The organism is Cellulomonas soli, assembly GCF_013409305.1.
Lineage (GTDB): Bacteria > Actinomycetota > Actinomycetes > Actinomycetales > Cellulomonadaceae > Cellulomonas > Cellulomonas soli.
This window is the reverse complement of the sequence record NZ_JACBZJ010000001.1, coordinates 2,810,282-2,827,999: the sequence shown is the minus strand read 5'-3', so window position 1 is coordinate 2,827,999 and position 17,718 is coordinate 2,810,282. Positions and strand designations below refer to the sequence as shown.

The following is a 17,718-nucleotide window of genomic DNA, read 5'->3' as shown; positions in this document are numbered from 1 at the left end:
TCAGTCCGATCGGTCCTCGCGTGCGGCGGGGACGAACGCCTTATCGGGAGTCCCGTCCTGGTCCTGAGGGGACGTCGGCGGCGCCGCGACGCCGGTGAGGAACTTGTGGGTGCGAGCACCCAGGCCGGCCCCGCGACGTGCCTCGTCGGAGGGCCGTCGAAGGTCTGCCGAGGCCTGTGGCCCGCGCCGGTTCGGGGCCGCCGGCGCCGCCGAGAGCTCCTTGAGGTAGAGCCGTGCGTCGTTGACGACGCGCTCCGGGTCCGCGCTGCCGCGGGCCGAGACCGACGCGCCGGACCTGACGGTGGGCCAGCGGACTCGGGACAGGTGCGCGGGCAGCCGGGTGGGCGTGCTGGCGGCCGTGGTGAGGGCCTGCCGCAGCGCCTCGACCTCGGCGCCGACGCGGTGCGGCGGGGTGTCGGGCAGGACGCCGAGCACGACGATCTCGCCACCGCCGACACGGCCGACGAAGGCACCGGCGGGTGCGGCGGCCACGATCTGCGCGACCACGAGGGCGACCACGACGTCACCGGCGGCACGCCCGGCGATCTCGTTGACGACCTCCAGGCCCTCGGCCCGCAGGACGACGGCGACGAGCCGGTTCGCCGTGTGCGCGATGGCGCTGCACCAGGCCTCAAGGGTCAGGTCGAGCGAGTCGCGGTTCATCACGCCCGAGACGGCGTCACAGGCGGCGGCGTCCCGGAAGGCGCGGACGAGGTGGTCGAGCAGGTCGGACGCCGGGACCCAGCCCCACGTCTCGCCGCGCACGACCAGGTCGGGCAGGGGGGAACGGTGGCCAGCCAGCGTGCGCGCGGCGGTGAGCAGGGGCGTGTCGGCGTCCACGACGATCGCGGGGCTCGCCGCGAGGTGCCGCACCTTGCGAAATGCCGTGCCGAACTCCTGACCGAGGTCGGGACTGGGTCGTTCGCGTGCCAGGATGCCGACCGCGTCGGCACGGGGGTCGTCGATCACGACCAGCGCCTGCACGTCAGGCTGGTCGCGCAGCAGCCGGAGGGCGTGGGCCGCGGGGGCGTCGCCCCGCACGGTCTGGGCGGGGCGGGCGATCGACCCGACGGCCGAGGACGTCGGCTCGGCGCCGACGACGGGCACCTCGACGAACGTCGGCAGGGGTCTGGCCATGATCCGTCCGATCGGCAGCGACCGGCCGTTGGTGAGCCCGGCGACTGGGCGCTCACCCGTTCGGCCCAGCGTCCGGCGTTCGTTCAGGCCAGCGTTCGTTCAGCCCAGGTCGCGCAGCGCCCGCGCGAGCCTGGCCGCACGCACGTCCTCGTTCGGGGCCGTCATCAGCGGGTGCAGCACCGAGTAGCGGTCCTGCCTGCTCAGCGCCTCGAACGCGGCCCGTGCCTGCGGGTCGGCGTCCAGGGCGGCGAGCAGGTCCGGCGGGACCTGCGCCGTGGCCGATCCGGCGTACGCCCGGTCCCAGCGTCCGTCCGCCTGGGCCCGCGCGACCTCGGCGTGCCCGCGCGGACGCATCCGACCGTCCTCGACGAGCCGGGCCACGTGCTCCTGGTTGCGCTGCGACCACAGGGAGCGGGCACGGCGCGGGCTGAACCGCTGGACGAAGGTCGTCTCGTCCCAGGCGCGCTTCTGGCCGTCGATCCACCCACTGCACAGCGCCTCGTCGAGCGCCTGGGCGTAGGTCAGCGACGTGGGCTCGCGCACGCCCTTCTTGGCCAGGACGAGCCAGACCGCGTCGGGGTCGTCCTCGTGCTCGTCGAGCCACGCCCGCCAGGCGGCCACGTCGAGGACGGTGAGGGTGGTCAGGACGGGTTCACCCATGCCGTCTCCTGGTTCTGGTCGTCGCGACGACGCAGGTGCCGGGGACCCGCGCACCGTCTGAGGCAGCATGGCAGACCGCCCGACGGCGTCAACCCCGACACCGCGCTCGACACCGCGCTGGGCCACCGCGACGGCCTACCGAGCATCCAGTAGGTATGTCGTACGATCGTTCCCGACCGCACCCGGTCCCGATGACGAGACCCCTCCCCGAGCCCTGGCCCGCCAGACCGCTCGGCAGGTCCGGCGACGAAGGAGACACCGATGACCCCGCGTCCGCACGAGCACGACTCCGCCGCACCCGCCCAGGTGACGTGGGTCGTCACCACCGAGGCCGCACCCTGGCAGACCCGCGAGAACCTGGGGTTCGGCCCCGTCACCGCGATGCCCGACGTGTTCGTCCAGACGGACCGCCCGGGCCAGGCCGTCGAGGGCTTCGGCGCCTCGTTCAACGAGCTCGGCTGGACGTCGCTGTCGTTGCTCACCGACGACGAGCGCGCGCAGATCCTCGACGAGCTGTTCACCCCCGGTGTCGGCGCGAACCTCTCGCTGTGCCGCATGCCCGTCGGCGCCAACGACTTCTCCCTCGACTGGTACTCCTACGACGAGGTCGACGGCGACCTGGCGCTCGAGCACTTCTCGATCGAGCACGACCTGCAGACCCTCGTCCCGTTCATCCGCGCGGCGCAGGAGCGCCAGCCGTCCCTGCGCCTGTGGGCCTCGCCGTGGAGCCCGCCGAGCTGGATGAAGACCAACGGGCACTACGCCGGCGCCCTGCCGATGCCCGGCATCCAGGACGTCGAGAACGGCCTGCGACCCGACCAGGTGGGCCACGAGGGCACCGACATGTTCCGCCTCGAGGAGCCGTACCTGCAGGCGTACGCCGCCTATTTCGGCCGGTTCGTCGACGCCTACCGCGAGCTCGGCATCCCCATCGGGATGGTCATGCCGCAGAACGAGTTCAACTCCCCGCAGGTGTTCCCCAGCTGCACCTGGACCCCGCAGGGCCTGGCCCGGTTCGTGCGGCACCTGGGACCGCAGATGCAGCGGCGCGGCGTCGAGGTCTTCCTCGGCACGCTCGAGCGCGGCGACGACGCGCTCGTCCAGGGCGTGCTCGACGACCCCGAGGCCGCGGCGGCCATCCAAGGCGTCGGCATCCAGTGGGCCGGCAAGAGCGCCCTGCCGTTCGTGCACCGCGACCACCCCGAGCTGCGCGTCTACCAGACCGAGCAGGAGTGCGGCGACGGGCTCAACGACTGGCGCTACTGCCGGTACTCCTGGGGCCTCATGCGGCACTACTTCAGCCACGGCGCCGGCGCCTACATGTACTGGAACGTCTCGCTGCTGCGCGGCGGCCTGAGCCGGTGGGGCTGGGCGCAGAACTCGTTCGTCACCGTCGACGCGCAGACCCGGACGTACGCGTGGAACCACGAGTACCACCTGCTCAAGCACGTCAGCCACTTCGTGCAGGTCGGCGCCCGGTTCGTCCCGACGCTCAGCTACACGGGCTTCGAGAACCAGCTGGTGTTCCGCAACCCGGACGAGAGCCTCGTCGTCGTGGTGCACAACCCGGAACCGCACGAGCAGGCCGTGCGCGTGCTCGTCGGCGGTCAGCTGCTGACCCCGACGCTCCCGGCCGACTCCTTCAGCACGTTCGTCGTCCCGGCCGAGCTCGTGGGCGGCTGAGCTCGTCGGCATGGCAGGGAGGGCGAGGGACCGGCAGCGCATCCTGCCGGTCCCTCGCCCGTTCGTCCTACCGCACGGCGCGGTGGTGTAAGCCGTCAGCTCCCCGATCGACCACCACTCCGGCGCCGAGCCGGTCTGCACGATCCGCACGTAGCGGGCGGTCGTCGCCGTGAACGAGATCGGCCGCTTCCAGCCGAAGCCCGGACCGGCGGGTGCTTGCGGAGACTTATAACGCGACATACGATAAGCACTGAAGGAACTGAGGGGAAGACCTCCGGGCAAGGACGCCCGAAGCCGCGCCCGTGACGACGGGCAGGCACGGGACCCCACCCCGACGGACCTCCGGGCACCTGAGCCACACCCGCCACGCACCACCCGCGCACCACCGCGTCGCCGCCCCCACCGGGCCGCCGCGTGACCCCCAGAGAAGAGGAATCTCGATGAAGAGAATGCCGACGACGGCCCTCGCGCTCGCCTCCCTCGGCGGCCTGACCCTCGGGCTGACCGCCTGCACCCAGCCCTCCGACGGCTCGGCAGGCGAGGGCGAACCCCTGACCGTGTGGATCATGGGCGACTCGGGCGCCAACTTCGAGAAGCTGGTCGCCCCGTTCACCACAGAGTCCGGCGTGGACGTCGACGTCGTCGCGATCCCCTGGGACGGCATCGACGAGCGGCTGACCACGGCGGTCGCCTCCGGCGACGGCCCCGACCTCCTGCAGGTGGGCCTGTCCAAGCTGCGCACGTTCGCCGACGCCGGCGCACTCATGCCGCTCGACGACGCCATCGCCGAGCGCCCCGCGCTCGCCGCGAAGAACTTCGCCGACGGCGTGGCCGGCGAGGCGACCGCGATCGAGGGCGCGACGGTCGCGATCCCGTGGGTCAGCGACACCCGCGTGCTCTTCTACCGCTCCGACATCCTCACCGAGGCCGGGATCGACACCCCACCCGCGACCTGGGACGAGCTGCGTGCCGACGCCGCCACCCTCGCCGCCCGCGGCGAGGGTCAGTACGGCTACTACATCCCGCAGTGGGACAGCGCCCTGCCCGTCATCATGACGTGGGCGCAGGGGGGCGACATCCTCGACGACAGTGGCGCGATCGACTTCGACACACCGGAGTTCGAGGCCGCGGTCGACCTGTACACCGGGCTCTACGCGGACGGGAGCGTCCCCGTCAACGGCGACTTCGACCAGACCCAGGGGTTCATCACCGGCGTCACGCCGATGCTGATCAGCGGACCGTACCTGGCCAAGTCGATCACCGACGCCGCGCCCGACCTCGAGGGCGACTGGGCCGTGACCACCGTGCCGACCGCCGAGACCGGGACCTCGCTGTTCGCCGGGTCGTCGATGGCGCTCTGGAAGGACACCCCGCAGGCCGACGACGCGCTCGACCTGCTCGAGTTCCTGTCCGACCCCGCCACGCAGGTCGACTGGTACGAGATCAACGGCGAGCTGCCCACGGCCAAGGCCGCGCTCGAGGACCCCACCCTCACCGGTGACCCGCTCGTCGCGGTGTACTCCGCCCAGCTCGCCGACGCCGCGGTGCTGCCGCTCGTGCCGAACTGGGACGGCGGGACCGGGGCGGACCTGCTCACGGCGCTCAACTCGATCGCCCTGCAGGGCGCCGACCGCGACGAGGCCCTCGCCGCCCTGCGCGAGTCGACGGCAGGCGTCAGCGTCGGCTGATCCCTCGGGCGGGGCGGCCCACCGGTCGTCCCGCCCGAGCCCCGCCCGAGCCCCGCCCACCACCTCGACCACGAGCTGAGAGGTCATGAAGAAGCACGCGCTCGCCCCGTACCTGTTCGCCTCGCCGGCGATGCTCCTGCTGCTGGCGTTCGGCGTCCTGCCCATCGGCGTCGCCGCCGTGGTGTCCCTGACCGACATGGACATCTCCGGCCTGGCCGACCGGTCGAACGTGACGTTCGTCGGCCTGGCCAACTACGCCGCCCTGCTCGACGACCCCGACTTCTGGAAGGCCCTGGGCAACACGGCGTTCTTCGTCCTGGTCGGCGTCCCGGCCGTCGTCGGGCTCTCTCTGGCGACCGCGCTGCTGCTGCACCGCAGCGACGGACGCCTGGCCCGCGCGCTGCGGTCGTTCTACTTCGTCCCGGCGGTGACCGGCATCGTGGCGATCTCGCTGGTCTGGGGCTACCTCTACAACACCCAGTTCGGGCTGTTCAACTGGCTGCTCTCTCAGGTCGGCGTCGCGCCCGTGCAGTGGCTCTCCGACCCGACGCTGGCCAAGTTCTCCGTCGCGCTCGTGGCCGTCTGGCGAGGCACGGGCCTGAACATCATCATCTTCCTCGCCGCGCTGCAGGCCGTGCCGCGCGAATACCTCGAGGCGGCCTCGCTCGACGGCGCCGGCGAGTGGCGGACCACCCGCTCGATCGTCATCCCGCTGCTGGGCTTCGCGATCTTCTTCGTCACGATCACCACGGTCATCGCCTGGTTGCAGTTCTTCGACGAACCGTTCGTGCTCACCGACGGCGGCCCCCTCGGCGCGACCACGTCCATGTCGGTCTTCCTCTACAAGGAGGGGTTCCGGCTCAACCAGTTCGGGTACGCCAGCGCCGGATCGCTCGTCCTGTTCGCGATCATCGCGGTCGTCACCGTCGTCCAGCTGCGGGTGAGGAAGGCCGATGTCGAGTACTGAGACCACCGTGGCACCCACCCCGAGCGCCCGGCGGACACGCACCCCGAGTCCGAGCGCCCCGGCCCGGCGACGCACGGACCCCTCCTCGCGCCGCACCCTGAACGTGCTCGTGCTCACCGCCCTGACCTGCGGCGCCGTCCTGACCGCGTTCCCGCTGCTGTGGATGCTCAGCGGGTCGGTCAAGAGCCAGCGGGAGTCGATCACCCCGCCGCCCTCGCTGATCCCCCGCGACCCGACCGTCGACAGCTACGTCCGGCTGTTCACCGAGCTCGACTTCGGCCGGTACCTGGTCAACACCGTGGCCGTCGTGCTGATCGGTGCCGTCGGCCTCCTGCTCATGGCGATGGCCGGCTACGCGTTCGCGAAGTTCGAGTTCCGCGGCAAGAAGGCGCTGTTCTTCCTCGTGCTGGCCACGCTGATGATCCCGGTGCAGGTCACGATGATCCCGACCTACCTGATCCTCAACAGCCTGCAGCTGACGAACACGCTGCTCGGCATCGCGCTGCCGACGCTGGTCAGCGGGTTCAGCATCTTCCTGTTCCGGCAGTTCATGACCACCATCCCCACCGAGACGATGGAGGCTGCCCGGCTCGACGGCGCGGGCGAGGTCCGGCTCTTCGCCCAGATCGTGCTGCCGCTGTCCAAGCCGATCCTCGCGGTGCAGGCCGTGCTGACGTTCATCGCCGGCTGGAACAGCTTCCTGTGGCCGCTGGTCATCGCCGGCGACCAGCGCCTCTACACGCTGTCCGTCGGGCTGTCCCTGCTCAACCAGCAGATCGCGGTCGACCCGCCGCTGCAGATGGCCGCCGCCTCCGTGATGGTCGTCCCGGTCCTCGTCGTCTTCGTCGTCTTCCAGCGCTACGTCGTGCAGGGCTTCGCGCTCTCCGGCCTCAAGTGACCCAGGAGCCCCTCGTGACCACCACCGCCGACGTCCACTTCACCCGCCGTCCCGCCCACCTCGGTGGCTTCGTGCACGCCCAGGACGGGCAGCTGGTCGACGGCGCCGGGAACGAGCTGCTGCTGCGGGGCATCGGGCTGGGCAACTGGTTGCTGCCCGAGGGCTACATGTGGCGCTTCGGCCCGGGCGCGCAGTCCCCCCGGCAGATCGAGGCCCTGGTCGACCGCCTCGCCGGTGCGGACTACGGCGCCGAGTTCTGGCCGCGCTTCCGCGATGCGTTCCTCACCGAGAAGGACGTCGCAGCGATCGCCGCCGCCGGGTTCGACCACGTCCGGGTGCCCATCAACGCCCGGGTCGTCCAGCACCCCGACGGGCGACCCCGCGAGGACGGGCTGGTCCTGCTCGACCGGCTCATCGGGTGGTGCCGGACGCACCGGCTGTGGGTGCTGCTCGACCTGCACGGAGCACCCGGCGGGCAGACGGGCACGAACATCGACGACTCCCCGCGCGGGCTTCCGGAGCTGTTCATGGACGCCACCTACCGCGAGCGCACGCTGCGCCTGTGGCGCGACCTGGCCGAGCGGTACGCCGGCGAGACGACCGTGCTGGGCTACGACCTGCTCAACGAACCCCTGCCGCACGAGTGGCAGCACCGGTACGCCGACGAGCTGGTGGACCTCTACCGCGACCTGACGACCGAGATCCGCCGGGCCGACCCCGACCACCTGATCGTCTACGAGGGCTCGCACTGGGCGACGAACTGGGACGTGTTCACCCGGGTGTGGGACGAGAACTCGCTGCTGCAGTTCCACAAGTACTGGTCCTCGCCCGACCGCCCGAGCATCGCCCGCTACCTGCGCACCCGCGACGAGCTGGGCCTGCCGGTGTACATGGGCGAGGGCGGCGAGAACACCCTCGAGTGGATCTACACCGCGTTCCGGCTCTACGAGTCCGAGGGCATCGGCTGGAACCTGTGGCCGTGGAAGAAGGTCGACACCCGCACCTCCCCCGTGTCGGTCACCGCACCGGAGGGCTGGTCACGGATCGTCGAGGCCGCCGAGGGCGGTGCGGCGATCGACCCCGCGGCGGCCCGCCGGGTCCTCGACGACCTGCTGGAGGCGATGCGGTTCGAGCACGCCGTCTGGCAGCCGGACGTCGTCGCGGCCGCCACCGGCTGCTCCCCCGCCCGGGTGCCCGCATGGGGCTTCGGGTTCCGGGGTGCCGGGGTGTCGTTCGCGACCTCCCGGCAGCGGACGCTGCCCGGCATCCGGGAGGATGACCCGGTGCCGATGCGCTTCACGACCGACGGCGCGCACCCCGAGAACCCGTTCCAGCAGACCGACGGACGGCCCTACGCGCCCGAGGAGGAGCTCATGGTGGAGCTCGACACCGGCGACTGGCTCGAGTACGAGCTCGAGGGCGACGTGGAGCCGTCGCGCGTGCGGGCCACGGGCCCCGCGGGGGCACCCGCCGCCGTGCGGGTCGAGCGCGTCGAGCGCGGGCTGCGGGTCACGGCCACCGGCCCGACCGCGCTCGCCACGCTCCACCTGCGCGACGCCCGGCACCCCGGTGACCTGCTGTGACGACCCCCGACCTGCCCTTGCGGCGTGCCGCGGCCCTCGCACCCCGGCGGGCCACCGTGACCTCGCTGCGCCGTCACAACAGGGCCCTCGTGCTCACCCACGTCGTCCTGGCAGGCGAGACCTCGCGCGCGGACATCGCCCGGGACTGCGGGCTCTCGCTCGCCTCCGCGACGAACCTCGTCACCGAGCTGGTCGAGGAGGGTCTCGTCGAGGAGGTGGGCACCGTCTCCTCGCAGGGCGGCCGCCCGATCACGCTCGTCGCCCCCCGACCCGACGGCGCCTACCTGGTGGGGGCCGACGTCGGCGAGCGAGGCGTCGCCGTGGAGCTGTTCGACCTGCGCATGCGGCGCGTCGACCGCGAGTTCCGCGGCGGGCACGCCGAGGAGCTGCCCGACATGATCGGTCGCGACCTGACCGAGGCGCTCGCCGCGCTCGAGGAGCGCAACCCCGAGGCGTGGACCCGTCTGGCCGGGATCGGCCTCGGGCTGCCCGGCATCGTCGAGACCGACCCCGACGGCCGGCAGGTGCTGTACGCGCAGAGCCTGGGCTGGGACCCCGTGCCGATCACCGACCTGGTGCCGGGGCACCCGGGGGTCGTCGCCGACAACGGCGCCAAGACGCTCGCGAAGGCCGAGCAGTGGTTCGGCGCCGCGCGAGGCGTGCGGCACGCCCTGGTCGTGCTGCTGGGCCGCGGCGTCGGCCTCGGCATGGTCGTCGACGGCGTGCTCCAGCAGGGGGCGCACAGCAGCGCCAGCGAGTGGGGGCACACCAAGGTGGAGCGCGCCGGTCGAGCGTGCCGGTGCGGAGGCCACGGCTGCCTCGAGGCCTATGTCGGCGCCGACGCGATCCTCGACGCCTGGTCCCGTACCGGCGCCCGGTTCGAGGGCTCCGGGTGGCGTGCCCTCGGCGAGCTGGTCGACGCCGCCGAACGAGGCGAACCCGGGGCGACGGCCGTGGTCGACGACGTCGTCGACACCCTCGGACCCGCCCTGGGCAGCCTGGTCAACCTCACCAACCCGCAGCGGATCGTCATCGGCGGATGGGTCGGCCTGCGCCTCATGCCGACGCTCGGCCCACGCATCGAGGCGGCCGTCCGCGCGAGCTCACTGGCCCGACCGGGTGGCCAGTTCACGCTGCTCCCGGCGACGTTCGGCGGCGACACGGTGGCGGTCGGCGCGGCGCTGCTGCCGCTCGAACGGCTGATCCACGGCGACGAGCCGCCCCCGCGCTGAGCACATCCGGGGCGGACGTCACCCCCGCGCGGCCGGTACCGCGGGTACGGTATCCGCACCACGTCGCTGGGCTGACGACAGGCGAGACCGACTTGCGAAGACTGGTCACCGAACGCGCTGCCGACGGCGCCGTGGCCGGAGAAGGAGTCGGGATGAGGTCACACCGTCCGCCCACCACGGGCCGGGTCGCGCACGCGGGTGCCTGCTGCACGGCGTCAGGTGCCTGACGCGATGGAGCCCCTGAGCGTCGCTCTCGTGCTGGACGACTCCCTCGACCGGCCCGACGGTGTCCAGCAGCACGTCCTCACCCTCGGGCGCTGGCTCACCTCCCAGGGCCACGACGTGCACTACGTCGCCCCGTCGACCACCCGGACGGACCTGCCGCAGCTGCACCGGATCGGGCGGTCCGTCGCGGTGCGGGCCAACGGCAACGCGCTGAGCACGCCGACGTTCACCCGGGACCGCGAGCTGCGCTCGGTGCTCGACGACCTGGCGCTGGACGTCGTGCACGTCGCCATGCCGTGCAGCCCGCTCATGGCCGGCCGCCTCGTCACCCGCGTGCCCGCCACGACCGCCGTCGTGGGCACGTTCCACATCGTTCCGGCCGGGCCCGCGATCGCTCTCGGCGCCCGCCTGATGGGCCTCGCGCAGCGACGCCAGCTGCGACGGTTCGACCGGATGCTCGCCGTGTCCGAGCCCGCCCGGGAGTTCGGCCGCGACGCGTTCGGGTTCGACGCCCACGTCGTGCCGAACCCGGTCGCCGTCGACGCGTTCGTCACCGACGCGGCTGCGCACCCGCAGGACGGTCCCGTGCACGTGCTGTTCCTCGGACGCCTCGTCGAGCGCAAGGGCGCCCCGCACCTGCTGCGGGCGGTCGCGACGATCCGTCGCGAGCACCTCACCGACGTGCCGTTCCGGGTGACGATCGCCGGCCGTGGCCCGCTGCTGGACGACCTGCGCGACTTCGTGCGCGACGAGGGCCTCGAGGGCGTCGTGGACTTCCCGGGGTTCGTCGCCGAGGACGACAAGGCCCGGATGCTGGCCGACGCCGACGTGGTTGCCCTGCCCAGCCTGGGCGGCGAGAGCTTCGGGATCAGCGTCGTCGAGGCCCTGGCTGCCACGCACGGCGTCGTGCTGGCCGGCGACAACGCCGGCTACCGGGCGGTCCTGGGGCCGCTCACCGACCACCTCGTGCCGACGCAGGACGTCCCGGCGTTCGCCCGCCTGCTCGCCGAGCGCATCGCCGGACCGCGACGCCCGGAGGCGGTCCGGCGGCGCCAGCTCGCCCAGGCCCGGCAGTTCGACGTGGAGAGCGTCGGGCCGCAGGTCGTCGACACCTACCGGGACGCGCTCGCGACCCGCCGCGGCGCACCGCAGCCGGTCGCCCGCGTGGCCGCGAGCGCCGAGGCGGCCGAGGGTGGCGAGGCGGCCCAGGGGCCCCACCTCGACCAGGACGTCACCCCCGGGGCCACGGCGGGCGCGCACGCCGGGTGACCGCGCGTCGTCGACATCGCCCGACGGCATCGGTACCGTGCCTGCGGGGATGCGGCAGCCCGCGTCCCCGCAGGTGAGGACGCCTGGCGACGCATCCCAGCTCCGTGGTTGAGGCAGAGGTCCCCGTGACGCACAGCACCGTGTTCGAACGATCCGCACCCGCTCCCGCCGCCGTCCGCGAGGCCCTGTCCCAGGTGCGCCCGGCGGCGTTCTGGCTCGAGGACGTCGACGGCGCGCGTGTCGACCATCCCGCGCTGACGGGCACGGTCGAGGCCGACCTGGTCGTGGTGGGCGGCGGATACGCGGGCCTGTGGACCGCGCTGCGCGCGCTCGAGCGCGAGCCCGGCCGGTCGGTCGTGGTGCTCGAGGGGCGGCGGGTCGCATGGGCCGCCTCGGGCCGCAACGGCGGGTTCTGCGAGGCGAGCCTGACGCACGGCGAGGAGAACGGGCAGCGACGGTGGCCCGAGGAGCTGGCCACGCTCGACCGGCTCGGCCTGCAGAACCTGGACGACATCGAGGCGACCGTCGCGCGGTACGCCTGGGACTGCGACTTCGAGCGCACGGGGACGCTCTCGGTGGCGGTCGAGCCGCACCAGGTCGCCTGGTTGGCCGAGGGGGACGAGCCGGGCGCGCGCACGCTCGACCGGGACGCGGTCCGCGCCGAGATCGACTCCCCCACCTACCTGGGCGGCCGGTGGGACGAGCGCACGACCGCGCTCGTGCACCCTGCGCGCCTCGGCCTCGAGCTGGCCCGCACCGTGACGGACCTCGGGGCGCGCCTGTTCGAGCGGTCCGTGGTCCGCGCACTGGAGACCGACGGCGACCGTGTCGTGGTCCGCACCGACCTCGGCCAGGTGCGGGCACGGCACGCCGTGCTGGCCACGAACGTGTTCCCGTCCCTGCTGCGGCGCAACCGCCTCATGACCGTGCCGGTGTACGACCACGCGTTGATGACCGAACCGCTGACCGGCGAGCAGCTGGCCTCGATCGGCTGGACGCACCGGCAGGGTGTCGCCGACCTGGCCAACCAGTTCCACTACTACCGCCTCAGCCACGACGACCGGATCCTGTTCGGCGGGTACGACGCGATCTACCACTACGGCGCACGGATGCGCGCCGGCCACGACCACCGACCGGCGACGCACGAACGGCTCGCGAGCCACTTCCTGACCACGTTCCCGCAGCTCGAGGGCGTGCGTTTCACGCACGGCTGGGGTGGCGCGATCGACACGTGCACCCGGTTCTGCGCGTTCTTCGGCACCGCACGTGCCGGACGCGTCGCGTACGCGAGCGGGTTCACCGGGCTGGGTGTGGGCGCCACCCGGTTCGCCGCCGACGTGATGCTCGACCTGCTCGGCGGCGAGGAGACCGAACGCACCGCGCTGCGCATGGTGCGTGAACGCCCGTTGCCCTTCCCGCCCGAGCCGGTCGCCGCGATCGGCGTCGGCCTGACCAAGTGGTCGCTCGACAGGGCCGACCACCGCGGCGGACAGCGGAACCTCCTGCTGCGCACGCTCGACGCGCTCGGTCTCGGCTTCGACTCCTGAGTCGGGGCGGGGACGGGCAGTGTCGGGCAGTGTCGGGCGGTGTCGGCGTCGGCTGCGGCCGACACCTCGGGATGTGCGTCGGCCCCGCCCGGTGTGTGAGGCTATGCGCCCATGGGATACGCGCTCGCCATCTTCGACCTCGACGACACGCTCGCTCCGTCCAAGAGCAAGGTCGACCCGACCATCGTCGACATGATCGTCGCCCTCACGCGGGTGGCGCAGGTGGCGATCATCTCCGGCGGACGGTTCGAGCAGTTCGACACCCAGCTCCTCGCTTCGATCGACGACCCGGAGGCGCTGCGCGCCCTGCACGTGCTGCCGACGTGCGGCACCCGCTACCTGGTCAGCGACGGCGAGTCGTGGCGTGAGGTCTACTCCGACCCGCTGACGCAGGACGAGCTCGCGCGTGCCGCGGCGATCGTCGAGGAGGGTGCCCGCGCGCTCGGCCTGTGGGAGGCGGACACCTGGGGCGACCGCATCGAGCTGCGCGGCAGCCAGGTGACGTTCTCGGCCCTGGGCCAGGCCGCCCCGGTCGACGCCAAGAAGGCCTGGGACCCGGACGGGCGCAAGAAGGAGTCGCTGCGCGCCTACGCCGCCGACCGTCTGCCCGACCTGGAGGTCCGCTCGGGCGGTTCGACCTCGGTCGACATCACCCGCAAGGGCATCGACAAGGCGTACGGCGTGAACCGGCTCCTCGAGGGTCTGGGCCTGACGCCGCAGGACGCCGTGTTCTTCGGCGACCGCCTCGACGAGGGCGGCAACGACTACCCGGTCATCGCCACCGGCGTGCCGTGCGTGGCGGTCGAGGGCTGGGAGGACACCCCTGCCAAGGTCCGCACCGCGCTCCCCGAGGCGTTCACCCTGACCGACGCCCTCGACTGAGCGTCGCGGGTGGAGGCCCTTCACCGGGCTTCCACCCCGCCTGCCGGCCACCCGCCGGGCGGGCCGGCCCGCCCGGTTGCGGACGCGTCAGCGGGAGAGGGAGACCTGCACGCCGCGCGACAGCACGTGCAGCCGAGGAGCCTCCTGCGTGCCGGCGAACGCACGGGTCAGCTCATCCGTCGACTCCGTGAAGTGCGCCCACCCCTCCGCGTGCACCGGGACGATGACCGCCTGCGGCAGCAGCCGCGCGACCGCGAGCGCCCGCACGGCGTCGAGGGTGACGGGGTGCTCGCCGAACCGGCCCACGTTCGCCGCACCGACGAACAGGACCGCGACGCGCACGTCGTCGAACCGGGCGGCGATGGCGCCGACCACCTCGACGGAGGCGTTGTCGCCGGAGACGTACACGGTCGGCTCGCCCTCGGCCTGCAGCACGAACCCCGTCACGGGCCCGCTGACCGGTTCGCAACCGACCGGGCCGTGCTGCGCCGGGACGGCGGTGACCTGCACCGACGGACGCCCCGGCACCGCGGGCAACGTGGTCCGCTGCCACGGTTCGAGCCCGACGACCCCCTCGACCCGGCTCGCCGCGAGCGGTGTCGACAGCACCAACGGGACGCGGGCGAGGAACGCGCGCCCGGCCACGTCGAGGTTGTCGGCGTGCTGGTCGTGCGAGAGCAGCACGACGTCGACCGGGCCGACCTCGTCGGCGGGCAGGGCGGGCGGGGTGGTCTTGCGCAGGGTGACCGGACCGGGGTGCTCGCCGGGGTCGTCGAAGGTCGGGTCGGTCAGCAGGGTCCGTCCCGCGTAGGTGAACCGCAGGGTCGGTCCGCCGATCAGGGTGGCGGTGAACGAGGTCGTCATGCCTCCAGGCTCACCGGCCGGGTGCGGCACGGCGAGTGGCCCGGATGCCATCGTCCGCTGGATCCGGGCCACCGGACGGGGCAGGATCGGACGATGATCACGGACACGACCCCGGGTCCGACGCACCGGGTGGCCGTCGTCGCCTTCCCGGGCATCAGCCCGTTCCACCTGTCCGTGCCCGCGCTCGTGCTGACGAACCGTGCGCTGGAGCAGTTCGGCGGCACGTACCTGGTGCGCACGTGCGCGCAGCGGCCGGGCGTGCTGCCCACCTCCACCGGGGACGAGGTCGTCGTCCGGCGCGGGCTCGAGGAGCTCGCCCGCGCGGACACCGTCGTCCTGCCGAGCTGGGACCGCGAGGTCCCGGCTCCCGAGGAGCTGCTGGCGGCCGTGCGGGCCGCGCACGCCCGGGGCGCCCGCGTGGTGGGGCTGTGCCTCGGCGCCTTCCCCGTCGCCGCGTCGGGGATCGTCGACGGGCGCGAGGTGGCCACCCACTGGGACGCGGCGGCCGCGCTCGCCGAGCGCCACCCGGCCGTGCGGGTGCGCTCGGACGTCCTGTGGTCCGACCTGGGCGACGTCGTGACCTCGGCCGGGGTGGCCGCGGCGCTCGACTGCTGCCTGCACGTGGTCCGCACCGACCGCGGGGCCGCGGCGGCCACGGCTGTCGCCCGCTCGCTGGTGCTGGCCCCGCACCGCGACGGGACGCAGGCCCAGTTCATCCCGACCCCGGTCGTCCGCCCCGGGGACGACGCCATCGGGACGGCCATGACCTGGGCGCTCGCGCACCTCGAGGCCTCGCTGCACCTGGACGCATGGGCCGCGCGGGCGTCGATGTCCCGCCGGACGTTCACGCGGCGGTTCCAGGCGCGCACGGGCACGAGCCCGGGCGCCTGGCTGCTCGAGCAGCGCCTGCTGCGCGCCACCGAGCTGCTCGAACGCACCGACCACACCGTCGAGTCGGTCGCCCGGCAGGTCGGCTACGGCTCTGCGGCGTCGCTGCGCGAGCACTTCGCCCGGCGCTTCGGCACGAGCCCGTCGCAGCACCGCCGCACGTTCGCCCCGCGCTGACGGAGGCAGACCCGGCCGGGCGGCTCGCGCCACGACGTCAGGGAGCGTCCGGCAGTTCCTCGTTCGCGTAGGCGAGCGCGGCCATGCGCCCGTCCGGGTCGAGGCGGGTCAGCAGGGCGGCGGTGATCTCGCCGAGCTGCTCGACCTGCTCGGGCGTGAGCGCGTCGACGACGTGCTGCCGCACGGTGGCCACGTGCCCGGGCGCGGTCGCGACGACCTTCTCCCAGCCGGCATCGGTGAGCACGGCGTTGGTGGCGCGTCGGTCCTGCGCGCAGGGCTCTCGTCGGACGAAGCCGCGCGCCTCGAGCCGGGAGACGACGTGCGAGAGCCGCGGCAGCGTGGCGTTGGTACGGCTCGCGAGGGCGGTCATCCGCAGGGTGCGCTCGGGCGCCTCGGAGAGCATCGCGAGCGTGAAGTACTCGAAGTGCGTGAGCTCGGCGTCGCGTTGCAGCTGCGTGTCGAGGACGCCCGGCAGCAGCTCGACCACGGCGGCCAGGCGGACCCACGTGCGCAGCTCGTGCGGGGTGAGCCAGCGGGGCGCGGGGTCGGTGGCGTCGTCGGGGCCTGGGGTGTCGTTCATGCGGTGCTCCCGTCGGGACGTGCGGCGGGCGGTGCCGGACCGAGCGTAGTTCGTGCCCGGGGTTGACATCGGCGCCGTCGTGTCCGCAGTATGGTTGTAGCGACAAGTAAACCACTGCCGCACCGCACAGGACCAAGGAGCGCACCATGAGCAGCGTCACCATCATCGGCACCGGCAGCATGGCCACGGCGATCGGCGGCGTCCTCGCCGGCGGCGGCAGCACCGTCACCTACCTCGGCCACGGGACGCCCGGCACGATCGACGGCGACATCGTGGTCCTCGCCATCCCCTACCCCGCGGTCGCCGACGTGCTGGCCACCTACGGCGCCCAGCTGGCAGGGAAGGTCGTCGTCGACATCACCAACCCGCTCGACTTCGCCACGTTCGACTCGCTCGTCGTGCCCGCCGGCTCCTCGGCCGCGGCCGAGATCGCGGCCGCGCTGCCGGACTCGCACGTCCTCAAGGCGTTCAACACCACGTTCGCCGGCACCCTGTCGACCGGGACCGTCGGCGGGACCGTCCCGACCACCGTGCTCGTCGCGGGCGACGACGCCGACGCCAAGGCCGCGCTCGTCGCCGCGGTCGAGGCCGGCGGCCTCAAGGCGCTCGACGCCGGCTCGCTGGCCCGCGCCCACGAGCTCGAGGCGATCGGATTCCTGCAGCTCACGCTCGCGGTGTCCGAGAAGATCGGCTGGACCGGCGGCTTCGCCCTGGCCAAGTGACGACACCGACCATCGACCCGGCCGCCGTCCTGCGGGGCGGCGGCCGGGTCGGCGTCCGGGTCGACCCGGGCGCGACCGAGGCCGAGGACCAGGGCGACCGCTCACCCGCTCCCCTGCTGCTCCTGCTGCACGGCTACGGCTCCTCCGAGCGGGACCTGCCCGGGCTCGTCGACCACCTGCCGCCCGGCCTCGCCTGGGCGTCGCTGCGCGCGCCGCTCGCCCTGCCGCAGGGCGGCCATGCCTGGGTGCCGATCACGGTGCCCGGCAGACCCGATGCGCGAGCCACCGCCGAGGCGGCCGACGCGGTGCTGGGCTGGCTCGAGGCGCACGTCCCGGTCACCACACCCGTCGTCCCGGTCGGGTTCTCCCAGGGCGGGCTGATGGCCACCCAGCTGCTGCGCCACGCACCCGAGCGGTTCACCGCGGCCGTCGTGCTCTCGGGCTTCGTGCTCGACACGTCCCTGCCGGGGGACGCGGCGCTGGCCCGGCGCAGGCCACCGGTGTACTTCGGCCACGGCGACGCCGACCGGGTCATCACGGCCGAGGCGACCGCGCGGACCTCCGCCTGGCTGCCCGAGCACACGAGGGTCACCGACCGCCTGCACCACGGGCTGGGTCACGGGATCGACGCGGACGAGCTCGCGGAGGTCGCCACGTTCCTGCGCGACGCGCTCGGCACCACCTGACACCGCGGCACGAGGGCACGAGGACGCACA

At 73.3% G+C, this 17,718-nt stretch carries 16 protein-coding genes; 12 read left to right on the top strand and 4 right to left on the bottom strand.

All coding sequences use genetic code 11. The features are described from left to right. Together BKA22_RS13080 and BKA22_RS13075 are read right to left on the bottom strand one after the other, a co-directional pair. Positions 1 to 1,137 carry a diguanylate cyclase domain-containing protein gene (locus BKA22_RS13080; protein ID WP_179561775.1) on the bottom strand — a complete coding sequence of 379 codons (1,137 nt, stop codon included), beginning with the start codon at positions 1,135 to 1,137 and terminating at the stop codon, positions 1 to 3. A 99-nt stretch (positions 1,138 to 1,236) separates the two neighbouring features. Continuing rightward, on the bottom strand, positions 1,237 to 1,797 hold the full coding sequence (locus BKA22_RS13075) for a YdeI/OmpD-associated family protein (protein WP_146953782.1): 561 nt from the start codon (positions 1,795 to 1,797) through the stop codon (positions 1,237 to 1,239). 261 nt (positions 1,798 to 2,058) lie between these two features. Between BKA22_RS13075 and BKA22_RS13070 the strand changes: the two genes are divergently transcribed. The 9 genes from BKA22_RS13070 (at position 2,059) to BKA22_RS13030 (ending at position 13,771) form a co-directional block, all read left to right on the top strand. Continuing rightward, entirely contained in the window at positions 2,059 to 3,480 is a 1,422-nt protein-coding gene (locus BKA22_RS13070; protein ID WP_146953783.1) for a glycoside hydrolase family 30 protein, read from the top strand. 440 nt (positions 3,481 to 3,920) lie between these two features. Beyond that, entirely contained in the window at positions 3,921 to 5,168 is a 1,248-nt protein-coding gene (locus tag BKA22_RS13065; RefSeq protein WP_146953784.1) for an extracellular solute-binding protein, read from the top strand. An 85-nt stretch (positions 5,169 to 5,253) separates the two neighbouring features. Then, on the top strand, positions 5,254 to 6,135 hold the full coding sequence (locus tag BKA22_RS13060; protein WP_146953785.1) for a carbohydrate ABC transporter permease: 882 nt from the start codon (positions 5,254 to 5,256) through the stop codon (positions 6,133 to 6,135). After that, a complete protein-coding gene (locus BKA22_RS13055) occupies positions 6,122 to 7,033 on the top strand; it encodes a carbohydrate ABC transporter permease (RefSeq protein ID WP_146953786.1) in 912 nt (303 codons plus the stop codon). Before BKA22_RS13060 ends, BKA22_RS13055 begins: the two co-directional genes overlap by 14 nt. Positions 7,034 to 7,047: 14 nt before the next feature. Continuing rightward, on the top strand, positions 7,048 to 8,616 hold the full coding sequence (locus BKA22_RS13050; protein WP_218866654.1) for a glycoside hydrolase family 5 protein: 1,569 nt from the start codon (positions 7,048 to 7,050) through the stop codon (positions 8,614 to 8,616). Beyond that, positions 8,613 to 9,848: an ROK family protein gene (locus tag BKA22_RS13045; RefSeq protein ID WP_223203653.1), complete on the top strand. Its 1,236-nt coding sequence runs from the start codon at positions 8,613 to 8,615 to the stop codon at positions 9,846 to 9,848. The genes BKA22_RS13050 and BKA22_RS13045 overlap by 4 nt, the downstream gene beginning before the upstream one ends. 231 nt (positions 9,849 to 10,079) lie before the next feature. Continuing rightward, positions 10,080 to 11,342 carry a glycosyltransferase family 4 protein gene (locus tag BKA22_RS13040; protein ID WP_146953788.1) on the top strand — a complete coding sequence of 421 codons (1,263 nt, stop codon included), beginning with the start codon at positions 10,080 to 10,082 and terminating at the stop codon, positions 11,340 to 11,342. A gap of 125 nt (positions 11,343 to 11,467) precedes the next feature. Next, positions 11,468 to 12,889, top strand: coding sequence for an NAD(P)/FAD-dependent oxidoreductase (locus tag BKA22_RS13035; RefSeq protein ID WP_146953789.1), 1,422 nt, complete (start codon positions 11,468 to 11,470; stop codon positions 12,887 to 12,889). Positions 12,890 to 13,000: 111 nt separating this feature from the next. Then, positions 13,001 to 13,771 carry an HAD-IIB family hydrolase gene (locus BKA22_RS13030; protein WP_146953790.1) on the top strand — a complete coding sequence of 257 codons (771 nt, stop codon included), beginning with the start codon at positions 13,001 to 13,003 and terminating at the stop codon, positions 13,769 to 13,771. An 87-nt stretch (positions 13,772 to 13,858) separates the two neighbouring features. Here BKA22_RS13030 and BKA22_RS13025 read toward each other — a convergent pair whose 3' ends face one another. Beyond that, positions 13,859 to 14,635 carry an MBL fold metallo-hydrolase gene (locus BKA22_RS13025; RefSeq protein WP_146953791.1) on the bottom strand — a complete coding sequence of 259 codons (777 nt, stop codon included), beginning with the start codon at positions 14,633 to 14,635 and terminating at the stop codon, positions 13,859 to 13,861. A gap of 93 nt (positions 14,636 to 14,728) precedes the next feature. On the opposite strand from BKA22_RS13025, the gene BKA22_RS13020 reads away from it, so the two are divergent. After that, positions 14,729 to 15,700, top strand: coding sequence for a GlxA family transcriptional regulator (locus BKA22_RS13020; RefSeq protein ID WP_146953792.1), 972 nt, complete (start codon positions 14,729 to 14,731; stop codon positions 15,698 to 15,700). A 37-nt stretch (positions 15,701 to 15,737) separates the two neighbouring features. On the opposite strand, the gene BKA22_RS13015 is transcribed toward BKA22_RS13020, so the two are convergent. Then, positions 15,738 to 16,280 carry a MarR family winged helix-turn-helix transcriptional regulator gene (locus BKA22_RS13015; protein WP_146953793.1) on the bottom strand — a complete coding sequence of 181 codons (543 nt, stop codon included), beginning with the start codon at positions 16,278 to 16,280 and terminating at the stop codon, positions 15,738 to 15,740. Between the two features lie 146 nt (positions 16,281 to 16,426). On the opposite strand from BKA22_RS13015, the gene BKA22_RS13010 reads away from it, so the two are divergent. Both BKA22_RS13010 and BKA22_RS13005 read left to right on the top strand, forming a co-directional pair. Beyond that, a complete protein-coding gene (locus BKA22_RS13010) occupies positions 16,427 to 17,002 on the top strand; it encodes an NADPH-dependent F420 reductase (protein ID WP_146953794.1) in 576 nt (191 codons plus the stop codon). Then, positions 16,999 to 17,688, top strand: coding sequence for an alpha/beta hydrolase (locus BKA22_RS13005; RefSeq protein WP_179561774.1), 690 nt, complete (start codon positions 16,999 to 17,001; stop codon positions 17,686 to 17,688). The genes BKA22_RS13010 and BKA22_RS13005 overlap by 4 nt, the downstream gene beginning before the upstream one ends. Positions 17,689 to 17,718: the final 30 nt, after the last annotated feature.